This is a genomic window from Pseudomonas sp. GW704-F2, assembly GCF_059423025.1.
Map to the genome: position 1 here is coordinate 26,571 of NZ_JBWKXO010000001.1, position 16,558 is coordinate 43,128.

Here is a 16,558-nt window from a genome sequence, read left to right on the forward strand (position 1 = left end):
GTGGAACGCATCTACATCGGCATGGGCAGCAACCTGGCGGCCCCGGAGCAACAATTGCGCAATGCTATCGAGGCGTTGGCGCAATTGCCGGGCACTACCGTCGCCGGGGTGTCGGCCTTCTATCAAAGCGACTCCCTGCTCCCCGGCCAACCGCGCTACACCAATGCGGTCGCGGCCCTGGACAGCTGCCTGGCGCCACTGGAACTGCTCGATGCGCTGCAAGCCATCGAGAACGACCAGGGCCGCGAACGCCTTGAACGTTGGGGCCCACGCACGCTCGACCTGGATATCCTGCTGTTCGGCGACCGCCTGATCGACGAACCACGCCTGCAAGTGCCGCACTATCAGATGCACCTGCGCGCCTTCGTGCTGTACCCGCTGGCCGAACTGGCCCCAGCCACCCTGCAATTGCCCGATGGCCGGCGCCTCAGCGACCTGCTCGCAGCCTGCCCGTTTGTCGGCCTGGAACGCATGCCTGCGCTCAGCACCCAGCGTTGATCCGCCACTGCTGAATCGCATCAGTAACAGCGGTAACACCACCGTCGTAACAATGCGGTAACACATGCAATTGACTTCCCGTGTCCTCCTCACGACTATAGGCGTCCCGCTGCCGCCAACCGGCGCTAAAGGGCGCAATCCAGGCCTTATAAGCACTGCTCTCAAGAAAGTGCGCCTGTATAAACGAAGACTCATGCGCGTTACTCGCTGTTTCCAAGCGCCTGAACGAGGACCCTTTTCATGCCAGACGTTACCCTGACCACCTTGCAGAGCCTCAAGCTCAAAGGTGAAAAAATCGCTATGCTGACCTGCTATGACGCCACCTTCGCCCACGCCTGCTGCCAAGCCGGTGTCGAGGTGTTACTGGTGGGCGACTCCCTCGGCATGGTGCTTCAAGGGCATGACAGCACCCTGCCCGTCACCACGGATGAACTTGCGTACCACACCGCCAGCGTCAAGCGCGGTAACGACGGCGCCTTTATCATCGCCGACCTGCCGTTCATGGGTTACGCCACCGTCGAACAGACCTTCCACAACGCCGGCAAATTGATGCAAGCCGGCGCGCACATGGTCAAGGTCGAAGGGGCCGCCTGGCTCGCCGAGTCGATCCGCATGCTGGCTGAACGCGGTGTACCGGTGTGCGCACACATGGGCCTGACGCCGCAGTCCGTGAACATCCTCGGCGGCTATAAAGTCCAGGGTCGCAACGAAGCCCAGGCGCGCCAGATGCGTGCCGATGCCATCGCCCTGGAACAAGCCGGTGCCGCGATGATCCTGCTCGAATGCGTGCCCAGCGAACTGGCCGCGGAAATCACCCATGCGGTCAAAGTGCCGGTGATCGGCATTGGCGCCGGGTCGGCCACCGACGGCCAGGTCCTGGTGCTGCACGACATGCTCGGCCTGTCGATAACCGGCCGGGTACCGAAGTTCGTGAAGAACTTCATGACCGGCCAGGACAGCATCCACGCCGCGTTGAGCGCATACGTCGCCGAAGTCAAAGGCGTGACCTTCCCAGGCGCCGAACACGGATTCTCTGCATGAACACCGTAAAAACCCTACGTGAACTGCGGGCCGCCGTTACCCATGCCCGCAGCGCCGGCAAACGCATCGGCTTTGTGCCCACCATGGGCAACCTGCACAGCGGCCACGCGGCCCTCGTGGCCAAGGCGGCCCAACAGGCGGATTTCGTGGTCGCGAGCATCTTCGTCAACCCGCTGCAATTTGGCGCCGGCGAAGACCTGGACAAGTACCCGCGCACCCTCGCCGCCGACCAGGAAAAACTCCTGCAAGCCGGCTGCAACCTGTTGTTCGCGCCAAGCGTCGAGGAAATGTACCCCAGCGGCATGACCGGCCAGACCCGCGTCAGCGTGCCGCAATTGTCCGAAGGTCTGTGCGGCGCCAGCCGTCCTGGGCACTTTGAAGGTGTGGCCACGGTGGTCAACAAGCTGTTCAACATGGTCCAGCCGGATATGGCCGTGTTTGGCCAGAAGGACTACCAGCAACTGGCCGTGATTCGCGCCATGGTCCATGACCTGAACATGCCGATCCAGATCATCGGTGAACCGACCATGCGCGCAGAGGATGGCCTTGCGCTGTCATCGCGCAACGGTTACCTCAGCGCCGAGCAGCGGACCGTCGCGCCGGCGTTGTACCGCAGCCTGAGTCAGATTGCCGCCGCCATCAAAGGCGGCGACCGCGACTTCGCCAAACTGCGTGCCGAACAGGTCCAGCAGATCGAAGCCGCCGGCATGCGCGTGGATTACCTCGAAGTGCGCCAAGGCGTCCACCTGCGCCCGGCCACGGCCGAGGATCGTGATGTAGTGATCCTGGTCGCGGCCTACCTGGGCGCGACGCGTCTGATCGACAACCTGCATCTGCCCCTCGACTGACCCCCTGCCCGTTGCCCAGCCTGATGCGCCGGTATAAAAAAGTACCGGCCACAGCGCAGACAAAGCCAAGACATATCGACACGCTAGGTTTAATGTATTCGCCCTGCGCTATGGTTAGCGCTGTCCGGAACCCATTGCTTGATGAAAGACTGGATGTTTCGGGCTTTGAAGTGTCCTAAAGGCAGTCCCCGTAATAAAAGGAAACCCGCAGCGATGGCGTACTACCGCACCCCTCATGACGTTACCGCTCTGCCCGCCTGGCGAGCGCTCAATCAACATCGCCAAGCCATGCAGGATTTCAGCATGCGCGACGCGTTCAACGCCGATCCTCAGCGTTTTTCCCAATTCACCTTGAGCAGCTGCGGGCTTTTCCTCGATTACTCGAAAAACCTGATCACCAGCGAAACCCGCAACCTGCTCGTGGACCTGGCCAAGGAAGTCGACCTTAAAGCCGCGATCGACGCGCTGTATGCCGGCGAGCCGGTGAACTCGTCCGAGGGTCGCCCTGCCCTGCACACCGCTCTGCGCCGCCCGGTGGGCGACAAGTTGTCGGTCAACGGCGTGAACATCATGCCGGACGTACACAAGGTGTTGAACCAGATCACCGACCTCGTGGGCCGCATCCACGACGGCCTGTGGCGCGGCTACACCGAGAAGCCGATCACCGACGTGGTGAACATCGGCATCGGTGGCTCGTTCCTCGGCCCGGAGCTGGTCTCCGAAGCGTTGCTGTCCTACGCCCACAAAGGCGTGCGCTGCCACTACCTGGCGAACATCGACGGCAGCGAGTTCCACGAGCTGACCATGAAGCTGCGCGCCGAGACCACGCTGTTCATCGTCTCGTCGAAATCCTTCAACACCCTCGAAACCCTGAAAAACGCCCAGGCCGCCCGCGCCTGGTACCTGGCCCAGGGCGGCTCGGAAGCCGAGCTGTATCGCCACTTCATCGCCGTATCGAGCAACAACGCGGCCGCCGTGGCCTTCGGCATCCGCGAAGAAAACATCTTCCCGATGTGGGACTGGGTCGGCGGCCGTTACTCGCTGTGGTCGGCCATCGGCCTGCCCATCGCCCTGGCCATCGGTATGTCGAACTTCAAGGAACTGCTGTCCGGTGCCTACACCATGGACCAGCATTTCCAGAACGCGCCGTTCGAACAGAACATGCCGGTGCTGCTCGGCCTGCTGGGTGTGTGGTACGGCAACTTCTGGGGCGCGCAGAGCCATGCGATCCTGCCCTACGACCACTACCTGCGTAACATCACCAAACACTTGCAACAGCTGGACATGGAATCCAATGGCAAGAGCGTGCGCCAGGACGGTACGCCGGTGTCCACCGATACCGGCCCGGTGATCTGGGGCGGCGTGGGCTGCAACGGTCAGCACGCGTACCACCAATTGCTGCACCAGGGCACCCAGTTGATCCCGGCCGACTTTATCGTGCCGATCGTCAGCTTCAACCCGGTCTCCGACCACCATCAGTGGCTGTACGCCAACTGCCTGTCCCAGAGCCAGGCGCTGATGCTCGGCAAGACCCGCAGCGAAGCCGAAGCCGAGCTGCGCGACAAGGGCCTGCCGGAAGCCGACGTGCAGAAGCTGGCCCCGCACAAGGTGATCCCGGGCAACCGTCCGAGCAACACCCTGGTGGTCGAGCGCATCAGCCCGCGGCGCCTGGGCGCACTGGTCGCGATGTATGAACACAAAGTGTTCGTGCAAAGCGTGATCTGGGGCATCAACGCCTTCGACCAATGGGGCGTGGAGCTGGGCAAGGAACTGGGCAAGGGCGTCTACAACCGCCTGACCGGCGCCGAAGAAAGCCTGGCCGACGATGCGTCGACCCAGGGCCTGATCAACTACTTCCGCGGTCGTCACCGCGGCTGATGTCGGTCACACAGGGCCGGCGTCCATTCGGACGTCGGCCTTGAACCCGCCCCCGACTGGGTGCATCTTTATGACTTGTCGCAAAAACAAGAATAAGGATCGCTCATGTTCGATATCAGCATGTTTCCCATCGCCGATGCCGTCCGCCGGGCTGCGCAACTGAGTCAAGAGGACTATCAGCGCCTCTATCGCCAATCCATCGAACAGCCGGACACGTTCTGGGCCGAACAGGCCAGGCGCTTTCTCGACTGGACCACGCCCTGGCACACCGTCAATACCTCGGACATCCAGACCGGCGCCACCCAATGGTTTGCCGGCGGCCAATTGAACGTCAGCTACAACTGCATCGACCGCCACCTGGCGCAACGCGCCGAGCAACCGGCCTTCATCTGGGAGGGCGATGATCCGACAGCATCTTCCACCATCACCTACCGCCAACTGCATCAAAACGTCAGCCGCCTGGCCAATGTGCTGAAAAGCCGTGGCGTGAAAAAAGGCGACCGGGTGTGCATCTACATGCCGATGATTCCGCAAGCGGCCTACGCCATGCTCGCCTGTACGCGGATTGGGGCGGTGCATTCGGTGGTGTTTGGCGGTTTTTCACCCGACGCCCTGCGCGACCGTATTCTCGACGCCGACTGCCGCACGGTGATCACCGCCGATGAAGGCGTGCGCGGCGGCAAGCCGGTGGCGTTGAAACAAAATGTCGACAAGGCCCTGGCCAGTTGCCCGAACGTCAGCACCGTGCTGGTGGTAGCGCGCACCGGGGCCGCCGTGAACTGGAGCGAAGGCCGCGACCTCAACTATCAACAAGCCGTGGATGCCGCCAGCGATGACTGCCCACCCGAGCCGATGGGCGCCGAAGACCCGCTGTTTATCCTCTACACCTCCGGCAGCACCGGCAAACCCAAGGGCGTGCTGCACACCACCGGCGGCTACCTGCTGCAAGCCGCGATGACCTTCAAGTACGTGCTCGACTACCGCTACGGCGAAGTGTTCTGGTGTACCGCCGATGTGGGCTGGGTCACCGGCCACAGCTACATCGTGTACGGCCCGCTGGCCAACGGCGCCACCTCGCTGATGTTCGAAGGCGTGCCCAGCTACCCGAGCAGCTCGCGCTTCTGGCAGGTCATCGACAAGCACCAGGTCAATATCTTCTATACCGCGCCGACGGCCCTGCGCGCATTGATGCGCGAGGGCCACGCTCCGTTGGAGAACACCTCCCGCGCCAGCCTGCGCCTGCTCGGCAGCGTCGGTGAGCCGATCAATCCGGAAGCCTGGGACTGGTACTTCAACGCCGTCGGCGAACAACGCTGCCCGATTGTCGATACCTGGTGGCAGACCGAAACCGGCGGCATCATGCTCAGCCCGCTGGTCAGCGCCCAGCGCATCAAGCCCGGCTGCGCGACCCAACCGATGTTCGGCGTGCTGCCGGTGCTGCTCGATGAGCACGGCAAGGAAATCAACGGCCCGGGCAGCGGCGTGCTGGCGATCAAATCCAGTTGGCCGGGGCAGATACGCAGTGTCTATGGCGACCCGCAGCGCATGATCGACACCTATTTCAAACCCTACCCCGGTTATTACTTCACCGGCGATGGCGCGCGGCGTGACGAAGACGGCGACTACTGGATCACCGGGCGCATCGACGATGTGATCAACGTGTCCGGCCACCGTATCGGCACCGCCGAGGTGGAAAGTGCCCTGGTGTTGCATGACTGGGTCGCCGAGGCTGCGGTGGTGGGCTATCCCCATGACGTCAAAGGCCAGGGCATCTATGCGTTCGTCACCCCGATGAATGGCGTGGAGCCCAGCGAGACACTGAAGAAACATCTGCTCGAACTGGTCAGCAAGGAAATCGGCAGCTTTGCCAAACCGGAACTGATCCAATGGGCCCCGGCCTTGCCGAAAACCCGCTCGGGTAAGATCATGCGACGCATTTTGCGCAAAATAGCCTGCAACGAGTTGGACAGCCTCGGAGATACCTCCACCCTGGCCGACCCCAGCGTGGTCGCCGGCCTGATCGACAAACGCCTGAACCGATAGGAACCCGCGCGTCGCCATGGAATTTATCCGCAGCCGTATCGAAACCCAGTTGATGAGCCTCACCGGCTTGTCGCTGGGCCAGTTGGACCTGGAAAACCCCAAGGGCGACCCCGGCCTGTTCGGCCCGGACTCGGTCAGTTGGCAAGTGCATGGCGATTTCAGCAGCATGCTCATCGGCGGCATCAGCGCCTTGATGCTGCAAGCCTTGCACCCATTGGCGCTGGCTGGCGTGTGGGACCATTCGAACTTTCGCCAGGACATGCTCGGGCGCCTGCGCCGCACGTCGCAGTTCATTTCCGGCACCACCTTCGGTTCACGCAAAGACGCCGACTGGCTGATCGAGAAAGTACGCACCATTCACCTGCAGGTTGTCGGCCATGCGCCCGACGGCCGCGCCTATGCGGCCAGCGACCCGCAGTTGCTGACCTGGGTGCATGTGGCGGAGGTCAGCAGCTTCCTCGCCGCACACGTGCGTTATCGCAACCCGCAGCTCTCGGGGCGCGATCAGGATCGTTACTACAACGAAATCGCCCTGGTCGCCGAACGCCTGGGCGCACGGAATGTGCCGCGCTCACGCGAGGAAATTGCGGATTATCTGGCGCGTATCCGTCCACAATTGTTGTGCGACGCGCGCAGCCGCGAAGTGCTGCGCCTGCTGCTCGAAGCCCCGGCGCCCAGCACCCTGGCCAAACCCTTTGGCGCCCTGATGATGCAGGCCGGGATCGACCTGCTGCCGGCCTGGGCCGCCGACATGCTGGGGCAACACCCGAGCCTGCTGCAACGCCAGCTGGTGCGTGCCGGGGTCAAGCGCAGCGCGCCGGTGCTGCGTTGGGCAATGCGCAATGGCTCGGTGCAGCGCGCGCATCGGCGGATGGGGTTGATGTAGGCGACGCTCCATAACTGCTAAACTCCGCGCCCACATTTACCCAGCAAGGCGCGCTCCATGTCTCCCCTGAACCAGGCGCTGCGCGCCGCCCTCGATCATCGTCAAGGCCTGATCAGCGAGTTGCACGCCCAAGGCACCGACTGTTACCGGTTGTTCCACGGCAGCCAGGAAGGCGCCGGTGGCCTGACCATCGACCGCTATGGCCCGCAATTGCTGGTGCAGAGCTTCCACCAACCGCTGGAAAGCGCAGACCTGCTGGACCTGCATCAACTGATCAGCCAGTACATGGGCCTGGAATTGCTGCTGGTGTACAACGACCGTTCCCGTGGCAACTCGCGGATCGACCGCGAAGACACGGTCTACCGCGCCACACCACAAGCGCTGCAGGACCTGGTCGGCCACGAATGGGGCCTCAATTACCGCGTGCGCGGGCGCCATGCCGGGCAAGACCCGTTGCTGTTCCTCGACCTGCGCAACACCCGCGGCTGGGTCAAGGCGCACAGTGCCGGCAAAAGCGTACTGAACCTGTTCGCCTACACCTGTGGCGTGGGCCTGAGCGCCGCGGCCGGCGGTGCGCGTGACGTGTGCAACCTGGATTTTGCCGAAGGCAACCTGGCGGTCGGCCGCGAAAACGGCCTGCTCAACCCGCAGCTGGCACCCATGACGTTCGTGCAATCCGATTATTTCCCGGCGATTCGCCAACTGGCCGGCCTGCCGATCACTCAGCGGCGCGGGCAGAAACTGCCGAGCTATCCGCGCCTGGAACCGCGTCAATATGACCTGGTGTTGCTTGACCCGCCGGCATGGGCCAAGAGCGCCTTCGGCACCGTCGACCTGTTGCGCGACTATCAAAGCCTGCTCAAGCCGGCGCTGTTGGCAACCGCCGATGACGGCGTGCTGATCTGCTGCAACAACCTGGCAAAAGTGAGCATGGACGATTGGCGTGAGCAGGTGCTACGTTGCGCCGAGAAAGCCGGGCGTCCGGTGCGCGACTGGCAAATCATGCCTCCTGGCGCCGACTTTCCGTCACAAGACCAGCAACCTCCGTTGAAGACTCTGATCCTGCAGTTATAGGAATTTTCTGAAAGAGGGTGGCTCTTCGGAACCGAAAACCCGTGCCATACTCCAAGGCACTCCTGTTCGACATAGATGGCGCCGCCCCATGCCCAAAGGATTGATTCGCGCCACTGGCGCCTTGTTGACTGCCGTTGCCCTGTACAGCTTGCTGGGCTTTTTGATTTTGCCCGGCATTGCCCTTCGCATAGCCAACCAACAGTTGGCCAACTACGCCACGGTGCCGGCCCGCATCGAGCGTATCGAGCTCAACCCGTTCAGCCTGGAAGTGACGCTGTGGGGCCTCAAGATCGGCGACCCCGGCAAGGAACAAGTGGGTTTCGAGCGGCTCTACGCCAACCTGCAGCTCGACAGCCTGTGGACCCGCGCCCTGCACCTGGCCGATGTGCAACTCGACAAACCCAAGACCGAGTTGCTGTTCGACAAGTCCGGTCAGTTGAACCTGGCGCAGTTGTTCAAACTGCCACCCAGCGAACCGACACCGGCAGACCCCAACGCCAAGCCGTTCCCATTGCGGATCGAGCGGATCAAGCTGGCGGGCGGTTATCTGCACTTTGAAGACCTGCGCCCCAGCGAGCCAATCGAGTTCCTCTACGACAAACTCGACTTCGAGCTGAAAAACCTCAGCACCCTGCCGGAAGACAATGCCGACATGACCCTGGTCGCCGCCGGCCCGGAAGGCGGGCAGATCGACTGGAAGGGTAACGTCAGCCTGGTGCCGATCACGTCCAAAGGCACCCTGAAAATCACCGATGGCAAGATGAAAGCCTGGTGGCCCTATGTGCGCGACGCCCTGCCCCTGGTCCTCGAAAACGGCGTGCTCAACTTCAGCACGGACTACACGTTCAGCCTGGCCAAAGAAACCGAACTGAACCTGACCAACACCGCCGCCAGCATCGCGCCGTTCGCCATCAAGGCGCCGGATGGCCGGCCGCTGGTGCGCCTGGAACGCCTGGACGTCAGCGAAACCACGATCGACCTGGCCAAGCAGCAGGTGGTGGTCGGCAAGATCCGCAGCAACAAGCTGGAAACCTGGGCCGCCCGCGAAGCCGATGGCCAACTGGACTGGCAGAAACTGTTCGCCAGCCAGCCGGGCAAGCCGGCCAAGGCGCCGGAAGCGGCCAGCGCGCCAGCAGCTGCCGACTCGCCCAAAGCCGCGCCCGCAGCGCCGAGCAAGCCTTGGCAAGTGCTGCTCAAGGATGTGCAACTGCGCAACTATCAGGTCCACCTGGCCGACCGCCAGGCCAAACCTGCGGTCGCGCTGGAACTCGGCCCGCTGAACGTCGATGTGCAGAACTTCGACAGCCTCAACGGCAGCCCCTTCACCCTCAAGGTCGACACCGGCCTGGGCAAGCAAGGCAAGATCCAGGCAACCGGCGAGGTCAACCTCAACCCGATCAGCGCCAAGCTGAAAGTGAACACCCAGGACATCGACCTGCGGGTCGCACAGTCCTATATCAGCCCGTTCATCCGCCTGGAACTGCGTAGCGGCATGCTCGGCAGCAACCTCGATGTGAACCTCAAAAGCACCGAGCCGCTGGCCCTACAGATCACCGGCCGGGCGCAGGTCGATCAGTTGCACACCCTCGACACCCTCAAGACCCGCGACTTCCTCAAATGGCAGCGCCTGGTGCTGGAAGGGCTGAACTACCAGCATGGCGACAGCCTGTCGATCGACAAGATCAACCTGCAACAGCCCTATGTGCGCTTCATGATCAACGATGATCGCACCACCAACGTCGACGACCTGCTGATTCCACAGCCGGCCGACAGCGGCGCCAAGTCGGCGGCCAAGCCGGCCGCAAGCAAAGAAAAGCCGCTGGGTATTCATATCGGGCAGATCGCGATCAACGACGGTTCGGCCAACTTCGCCGACTTCAGCCTCACGCCCAACTTCGCCACCGCGATCCAACAGCTCAACGGGCAGATCGGCACCATTGACAGCCGCCAGGCCAAACCGGCAGCTGTCGACATCAAGGGCAAGGTGGATCGCTATGCACCGGTGACCATCAAAGGCAGCGTGAACCCGTTTGATCCGATGGCGGCACTGGATATCGCCACCAGCTTCAAACGTGTCGAGCTGACGACCCTGACGCCCTACTCGGGTAAGTTCGCCGGTTTCCGGATTCGCAAGGGTCGCCTCAACCTCGACCTGCATTACGTGATCACCAAAGGCCAGCTGAAGGCCGAGAACAAAGTGGTGGTCGAGCAACTGCAACTGGGTGAGAAAGTCGACAGTGCCGATGCGGTAGACCTGCCGATTCGCCTGGCGATCGCCCTGCTCAAGGACTCTGACGGCAAGATCTCGATTGAACTGCCCATCAGCGGCGACTTGAACAACCCGCAATTCAGCGTGATGCCGATCATCTGGCAGACCCTGCGCAACCTGGTGGTGCGCGCGGCAACGGCGCCGTTCAAGTTTATCGGTGGGCTGGTGAGCGGCGGCGGTTCGGAAGACCTCGGCAATGTCTCGTTCGCCGCAGGCTCCAGCGAACTGAACAAAGACGCCGAGGGCGCCCTGAACACCTTGGCCAAGGCCCTCAAAGAACGCCCTACCCTGCGCCTGGAAATCGAAGGCACGGCGGCGGCCGACAGTGACGGCAAATTCCTCGCCGAGCAGCGCCTGGAGCGCGAATACCAATATAACTACTACAAGATCCTGCAGCGCCGTGGCGACAAGGTTCCGGCCCAGGCGTCCTTGCTGCAAGTACCGGAAAAGGAAAAAGCCCCCTTGCTCGAAGGTATCTACCGCACCCGCCTGAAACAACAACCACCGGCGGAGTGGAAAAACCTGAGCGACGATGAACGCACGGCCAAACTCAAGGGCGGCGTGATCACGTTCTGGAGCAGCAGCGACGTGCTGTTGCGCCAGCTCGGTCAGGACCGCGCAAGCACCATCAAGGACTACCTGGTCGACAAAGGGCAGCTGGAAGATGACCGGGTGTACTTCGTCGACGCCAAACTGGGCCAGGCCGAGAAGGATGGCCGGGTGGTAACGCAGATGCATCTGGACGCCGAATGACCCCACGCGCCAGCGCAAGCTGGCGCGCACTTCGATAGCATTCCTGGCCGGAATAGAACAGGCCCCGACACATGTGCCGGGGCCTGTAATGACCACATCCCTATGGTCGGTCGCATGAACCCGTGAGGTGCATTGAGTGGATATCTAACTCACTCGTTGCCGCCGCCGCCTAGTTCAGCGATTGGTTGAGCGTTACTCTGCTTTCAGGCCATCGGCCGATACAGCTTTCACGCCTTTGATTTTCTTGGTGATGTTCACCGCGGTAGTTTTCTGCGCTTCGGTCACTGCGACGGAAGAAGACAGGGAAACTACACCCTTGTTGGTTTCGACTTTGATGTCGGTACCCGGAATGCCTTTCTCGGTAACCAGGTCAGCCTTCACCTTGGTAGTGATCCAAGTGTCCGAAGCGGCTTCTTTGGATGTGTCGATGTTGTCGGCTTTTACCGCACCGCCAGCCAGCAGGCCGTCAGCGGATACAGCGGTCACACCCTTGATACGCTTGGTGATGGCGACAGCAGTAGCTTTCTGCGAGTCAGAGATGGCAACGGTCGAAGACAGGGAAACCACACCTTTGTTGGTCTCAACCTTGATGTCCGAACCTGGGATGCCCTTTTCGGTCAGCAGGTCAGCTTTGACTTTGGTGGTGATCCAAGTGTCCGAGGTGGACTCTTTGGCTTTGGTCATTTCGCCAGCTGCCAGCGTCATCGGCGCCTGCGCGGTTTGAGCGAAGGCAACGTTGGCCATGGCCAGGGTCAGGGCGGTAGCAGTTGCGGTAGCGAGAGCGAACTTCTTCATACGAGTAACTCCTGTTTTATTAAAAGTCTGCAGTGTGTGAACCTTGATGCTGCAGCATTAACAGGACTGTTGCAGGCACTGTGCCAAGTCGAACTCATCAAATAAACCCTTTAAAAACAATGAGTTATAGATTGAGCGAATTTTCGGATTCGTGCAATTTGCATGAAGCAGAGCGTGCCTGCATGCAAGTTGCGGCTTTTGGCTGTGATTAAGCGTCTGATTTTTCGGCATTTTCCTGCACGCATAAAAAAAGGACTCCGAAGAGTCCTTTTTTCAGCGTGAAGCCTGCGGGTATTTAAGCGCCCGAAGCCTTGGCTGCTGCCACGTCTTTGATGGACAGCTTGATACGGCCGCGGTTGTCCACGTCCAGTACCAGCACTTCCACTTCCTGGCCTTCTTTCAGAATGTCGGTCACTTTCTCAACACGAGCGTCGCTCAGCATGGAGATGTGAACCAGACCGTCTTTGCCCGGCAGGATGTTGACGAATGCGCCGAAGTCGACGATGCGCTCAACTTTACCGACGTAGATCTTGCCGATCTCGGCTTCGGCAGTGATGCCCAGAACGCGCTGACGCGCCGCTTCTGCAGCTTCCTTGGTTTCGCCGAAGATCTTGATCGAGCCGTCGTCTTCGATATCGATCGAAGCCTTGGTCTCTTCACAGATCGCACGAATGGTCGCGCCGCCTTTACCGATGACATCACGGATTTTGTCGGTGTCGATTTTCATCGCGATCATGGTCGGAGCATTTTCCGACAGTTCGGTGCGGGACTGACCAATGATCTGGTTCATCTGACCGAGGATGTTCAGGCGCGCTTCCAGGGCTTGGCCCAGAGCGATTTCCATGATCTCTTCGGTGATGCCCTTGATCTTGATGTCCATCTGCAGCGCGGTAACACCTTTAGCGGTACCGGCTACTTTGAAGTCCATGTCGCCCAGGTGGTCTTCGTCACCCAGGATGTCGGTCAGGACGGCGAACTTCTCGCCTTCTTTGACCAGGCCCATGGCGATACCGGCAACCGGCGCCTTCATCGGCACACCAGCGTCCATCAGCGCCAGGGAAGCACCGCAGACCGAAGCCATGGAGCTGGAACCGTTGGACTCGGTGATTTCCGACACGACACGGATGGTGTACGGGAACACGTCGGCGGCTGGCAGCATGGCCTGAACCGAACGACGGGCCAGACGGCCGTGACCGATTTCGCGACGACCGGCGCCACCCATGCGACCACATTCGCCCACCGAGAACGGCGGGAAGTTGTAGTGCAGCATGAACGGGTCTTTTTTCTCGCCTTCCAGGGTGTCCAGCAGCTGTGCGTCGCGGGCAGTACCCAGGGTCGCAACGACCAGGGCCTGGGTTTCGCCACGGGTGAACAGCGCAGAACCGTGAGTCTTCGGCAGAACGCCGACTTCGATGTTCAGCGGACGCACGGTGCGGGTGTCGCGACCGTCGATACGTGGCTTGCCGTTAACGATGTTTTCGCGAACGGTGCGGTATTCGATTTCGCCGAATGCTGCTTTGACGTCGCTGGCAGAAGGCTGGCCTTCTTCACCGGACAGCTTGGCAACGACCTGATCCTTCAGCTCGCCCAGGCGAGCGTAACGGTCGGCCTTGACGGTGATGGTGTAGGCCTGGGAGATCGCTTCGCCGAACTCGGCACGGATCGCGCCCAGCAGTTCGGTGGCTTCGGCTTGCGGAGCCCAGGCCCAAGTTGGCTTGGCGGCTTCGGCAGCGAGTTCTTTAACGGCGTTGATCACAACCTGGAACTCGTCGTGAGCGAACAGTACCGCGCCCAGCATCTGGTCTTCGGTCAGCTCTTTGGCTTCCGATTCAACCATCAGTACGGCTTCCGAGGTACCGGCAACGACCATGTCCAGGCTCGAGGCTTTCAGTTGCTCGTAAGTCGGGTTCAGCAGGTAGCCGGTGCTTTCGTGGAAAGCCACGCGCGCAGCGCCAATCGGGCCATCGAAAGGAATGCCGGAGATAGCCAGGGCAGCCGAGGTACCGATCATCGCAGCGATGTCCGGATCGGTCTTTTTGCTGGTGGAGACGACGGTGCAGACAACCTGCACTTCGTTCATGAAGCCTTCTGGGAACAGCGGACGGATCGGACGGTCGATCAGTCGGGAAGTCAGGGTTTCTTTCTCGGAAGGACGGCCTTCGCGCTTGAAGAAACCGCCAGGGATCTTACCGGCAGCGTAAGTCTTTTCCTGGTAGTGAACAGACAGAGGGAAGAAGCCCTTGCTCGGGTCTGCGGTCTTGGCGCCTACAACGGTCACCAGTACGGTAACGTCGTCGTCAACGGTAACCAGCACTGCGCCGGAGGCTTGACGGGCGATACGGCCTGTCTCGAGGGTAACGGTCGACTGACCGAACTGAAATTTTTTGATAACCGGGTTCACGGTGTCCTACCTTCTTTGTGGCTCTTGGGGAACTTGTCTTCTTGCGAAATTCTTGGGCAATGTCGGGAATCGGCCCAACCCTTGTCCAGGGGTAAAACGTGTATCCAGATAAAACTTGAGGCTGGAAGCCTGCCATGGGCCAGCGGGAATCCCACTGACACACGGCAAACAACCAACCTCTAGCGCAATCGCTTATTAGCGACGCAGACCCAGGCGACCGATCAGAGCCTGATAACGACCCAGATCCTTGCCTTTCAGGTAGTCCAGCAGCTTACGGCGCTGGTTTACCATGCGGATCAGACCACGACGGGAGTGGTGATCTTTACCGTTGGCCTTGAAGTGACCTTGCAGTTTGTTGATGTTGTGGGTCAGCAGTGCAACTTGCACTTCTGGCGAACCAGTGTCACCAACAGCTTGCTGATAGTCAGCTACGATTTGTGCTTTTTCTTGAACGTCGAGAGCCATGAGGCAATCCTTTTTTCAGGAAACCACCCAAAGGGCAGTTTCAACAGGCCAGGGACAAATCCCTGTATCTAAAAATGAGTAGTGACCGTGCCTGTTAACAGCCACCCTCGTTCCAGTTTGCGTAAAGGCTGATACGCTTTTACCACAAACTGGTTTCGGTCATTCTGACCGAATCAGTCGACGCGGCGCGATGCGCCCGTCTTCGCTCACTTCACCGATACCGATAAAGCGACCGTTATGATCCTGTACCCGCACCATGCCGAATTTCGGCGCGTCCGGGGCACGTACCGGCTGGCCGTTGAGCCAGTAGAACGCGCTGTGCTCCGAGAAGTGCAGCAATGGCCAATCGAGCAAACCGCTGTCCGATGGCATCAAGAAGCGATCGACCGCTTCATTGCCGCCTTCGGCGTGTACCGCTTCCAACTCTTCCAGCGTCACCGTCTGGGCCAGGCTGAAAGGGCCGGCCTGGGTGCGTCGCAGTTCTGCGACATACGCGCCGCAACCGAGCTTTTCACCGATATCTTCCACCAGGGTACGAATATAGGTGCCTTTGCTGCAGTCCACGGCCAGGCGTGCGGTGTCGCCTTCACAGGCGAGCAATTCCAAGCGCGCAATAGTAACAGAACGCGGTTCGCGCTCCACTACTTCACCCGCACGAGCCAGCTTGTAAAGTGGTTGCCCATCGCGCTTGAGCGCCGAGTACATCGGCGGTATCTGGCTGATTTGCCCACGAAAAGCGGGTAAAGCAGCCTCGATATCAGCACGACCAACGGTCACGTCGCGAACCTGCAAAACATCACCCTCGGCATCGGCCGTGGTGGTGGTCTTGCCCAGTTGCATCAGGGTTTCGTAACCCTTGTCGGAATCGAGCAGGTATTGCGAGAACTTGGTGGCCTCGCCAAAGCACAACGGCAACACGCCGGTGGCCAGGGGGTCGAGGCTGCCGGTGTGCCCGGCTTTCTCGGCATTGAGCAGCCAGCGGACCTTCTGCAAGGCGGCATTGGAGGTAAAGCCAATGGGCTTGTCGAGCAGAATAATGCCGCTGACGTTGCGACGGATACGTTTGACCTGAGCCACCGCTTACTCCTTGGCGTCTTCAGGTGTGGACGGATGCTGATTATCCTCAGCCACGGCGCGCTCGATCAGTGCCGACAGGTGCGCGCCACGCACGACGCTTTCGTCGTAGTGGAAGTGCAACTGAGGCACGCTGCGCAGCTTCATTTCGCGGGCCAACTGCATGCGCAGGAAACCTGCGGCCGAGTTGAGCACCTTGATGCTTTGCGCGATTTCTTCGCTGCTGTCCTCACCCATCACGGTGATGAAGATTTTTGCGTGACCCACGTCACGGCTCACTTCAACGGCGGTGATGGTGACCAGGCCAACACGAGGATCTTTGACTTCGCGACGGATCAGTTGGGCCAGCTCGCGCTGCATCTGATCGCCGATACGTTGGGTACGGCTGTATTCTTTTGCCATGTCTTGTTACCTGTTACTGCCACACGGTGAAACCCGTGGGGTCTGAAAGCGGCAAACGCCCGGCCTGACAAAAGCCAGACCGGGCGTTGCGTTTAGAGTCCGGACGTTGCGCGGGGCATTTGCATGCCCAC

13 protein-coding genes are annotated in these 16,558 nt (G+C 60.8%); 8 read left to right on the forward strand and 5 right to left on the reverse strand.

Annotated features, from left to right (window positions below; all coding sequences use genetic code 11):
- The 8 genes from folK (at position 1) to AC07W0_RS00160 (ending at position 11,290) form a co-directional block, all read left to right on the forward strand.
- Positions 1 to 498 carry a 2-amino-4-hydroxy-6-hydroxymethyldihydropteridine diphosphokinase gene (gene folK / locus AC07W0_RS00125; RefSeq protein ID WP_017847434.1) on the forward strand — a complete coding sequence of 166 codons (498 nt, stop codon included), beginning with the start codon at positions 1 to 3 and terminating at the stop codon, positions 496 to 498.
- A 240-nt stretch (positions 499 to 738) separates the two neighbouring features.
- Positions 739 to 1,539, forward strand: a complete 801-nt coding sequence (gene panB, locus AC07W0_RS00130) for a 3-methyl-2-oxobutanoate hydroxymethyltransferase (protein WP_046487560.1) — start codon at positions 739 to 741, stop codon at positions 1,537 to 1,539.
- Positions 1,536 to 2,387: a pantoate--beta-alanine ligase gene (gene panC, locus AC07W0_RS00135; RefSeq protein ID WP_102616919.1), complete on the forward strand. Its 852-nt coding sequence runs from the start codon at positions 1,536 to 1,538 to the stop codon at positions 2,385 to 2,387. Before panB ends, panC begins: the two co-directional genes overlap by 4 nt.
- Before the next feature lie 213 nt (positions 2,388 to 2,600).
- A complete protein-coding gene (gene pgi, locus AC07W0_RS00140; RefSeq protein ID WP_017847431.1) occupies positions 2,601 to 4,265 on the forward strand; it encodes a glucose-6-phosphate isomerase in 1,665 nt (554 codons plus the stop codon).
- Positions 4,266 to 4,370: 105 nt separating this feature from the next.
- Positions 4,371 to 6,308, forward strand: coding sequence for an acetate--CoA ligase (acs, locus tag AC07W0_RS00145; RefSeq protein WP_102616920.1), 1,938 nt, complete (start codon positions 4,371 to 4,373; stop codon positions 6,306 to 6,308).
- A 16-nt stretch (positions 6,309 to 6,324) separates the two neighbouring features.
- A complete protein-coding gene (locus tag AC07W0_RS00150; protein ID WP_102616921.1) occupies positions 6,325 to 7,194 on the forward strand; it encodes an oxygenase MpaB family protein in 870 nt (289 codons plus the stop codon).
- Between the two features lie 57 nt (positions 7,195 to 7,251).
- The gene (locus AC07W0_RS00155) at positions 7,252 to 8,268 is read left to right on the forward strand and encodes a class I SAM-dependent rRNA methyltransferase (protein WP_017847428.1); all 1,017 of its coding nucleotides are present in this window, start codon (positions 7,252 to 7,254) and stop codon (positions 8,266 to 8,268) included.
- A gap of 88 nt (positions 8,269 to 8,356) precedes the next feature.
- Positions 8,357 to 11,290, forward strand: a complete 2,934-nt coding sequence (locus tag AC07W0_RS00160) for a DUF748 domain-containing protein (RefSeq protein WP_102616922.1) — start codon at positions 8,357 to 8,359, stop codon at positions 11,288 to 11,290.
- 192 nt (positions 11,291 to 11,482) lie between these two features.
- Here AC07W0_RS00160 and AC07W0_RS00165 read toward each other — a convergent pair whose 3' ends face one another.
- The 5 genes from AC07W0_RS00165 to rbfA all read right to left on the reverse strand — a co-directional run bounded on the left by AC07W0_RS00165 (position 11,483) and on the right by rbfA (position 16,427).
- Positions 11,483 to 12,085 (reverse strand): BON domain-containing protein, encoded by a 603-nt coding sequence (locus AC07W0_RS00165; RefSeq protein ID WP_017847426.1) that lies wholly within the window; start codon positions 12,083 to 12,085, stop codon positions 11,483 to 11,485.
- A 295-nt stretch (positions 12,086 to 12,380) separates the two neighbouring features.
- Positions 12,381 to 14,486: a polyribonucleotide nucleotidyltransferase gene (gene pnp, locus AC07W0_RS00170; protein ID WP_017847425.1), complete on the reverse strand. Its 2,106-nt coding sequence runs from the start codon at positions 14,484 to 14,486 to the stop codon at positions 12,381 to 12,383.
- A 195-nt stretch (positions 14,487 to 14,681) separates the two neighbouring features.
- Positions 14,682 to 14,951 (reverse strand): 30S ribosomal protein S15, encoded by a 270-nt coding sequence (gene rpsO, locus AC07W0_RS00175; protein WP_003176135.1) that lies wholly within the window; start codon positions 14,949 to 14,951, stop codon positions 14,682 to 14,684.
- A gap of 159 nt (positions 14,952 to 15,110) precedes the next feature.
- Positions 15,111 to 16,028 carry a tRNA pseudouridine(55) synthase TruB gene (gene truB, locus AC07W0_RS00180; RefSeq protein WP_014719950.1) on the reverse strand — a complete coding sequence of 306 codons (918 nt, stop codon included), beginning with the start codon at positions 16,026 to 16,028 and terminating at the stop codon, positions 15,111 to 15,113.
- A 3-nt stretch (positions 16,029 to 16,031) separates the two neighbouring features.
- Positions 16,032 to 16,427, reverse strand: coding sequence for a 30S ribosome-binding factor RbfA (gene rbfA / locus AC07W0_RS00185; protein WP_017847424.1), 396 nt, complete (start codon positions 16,425 to 16,427; stop codon positions 16,032 to 16,034).
- Between the last annotated feature and the right edge of the window lie 131 nt (positions 16,428 to 16,558).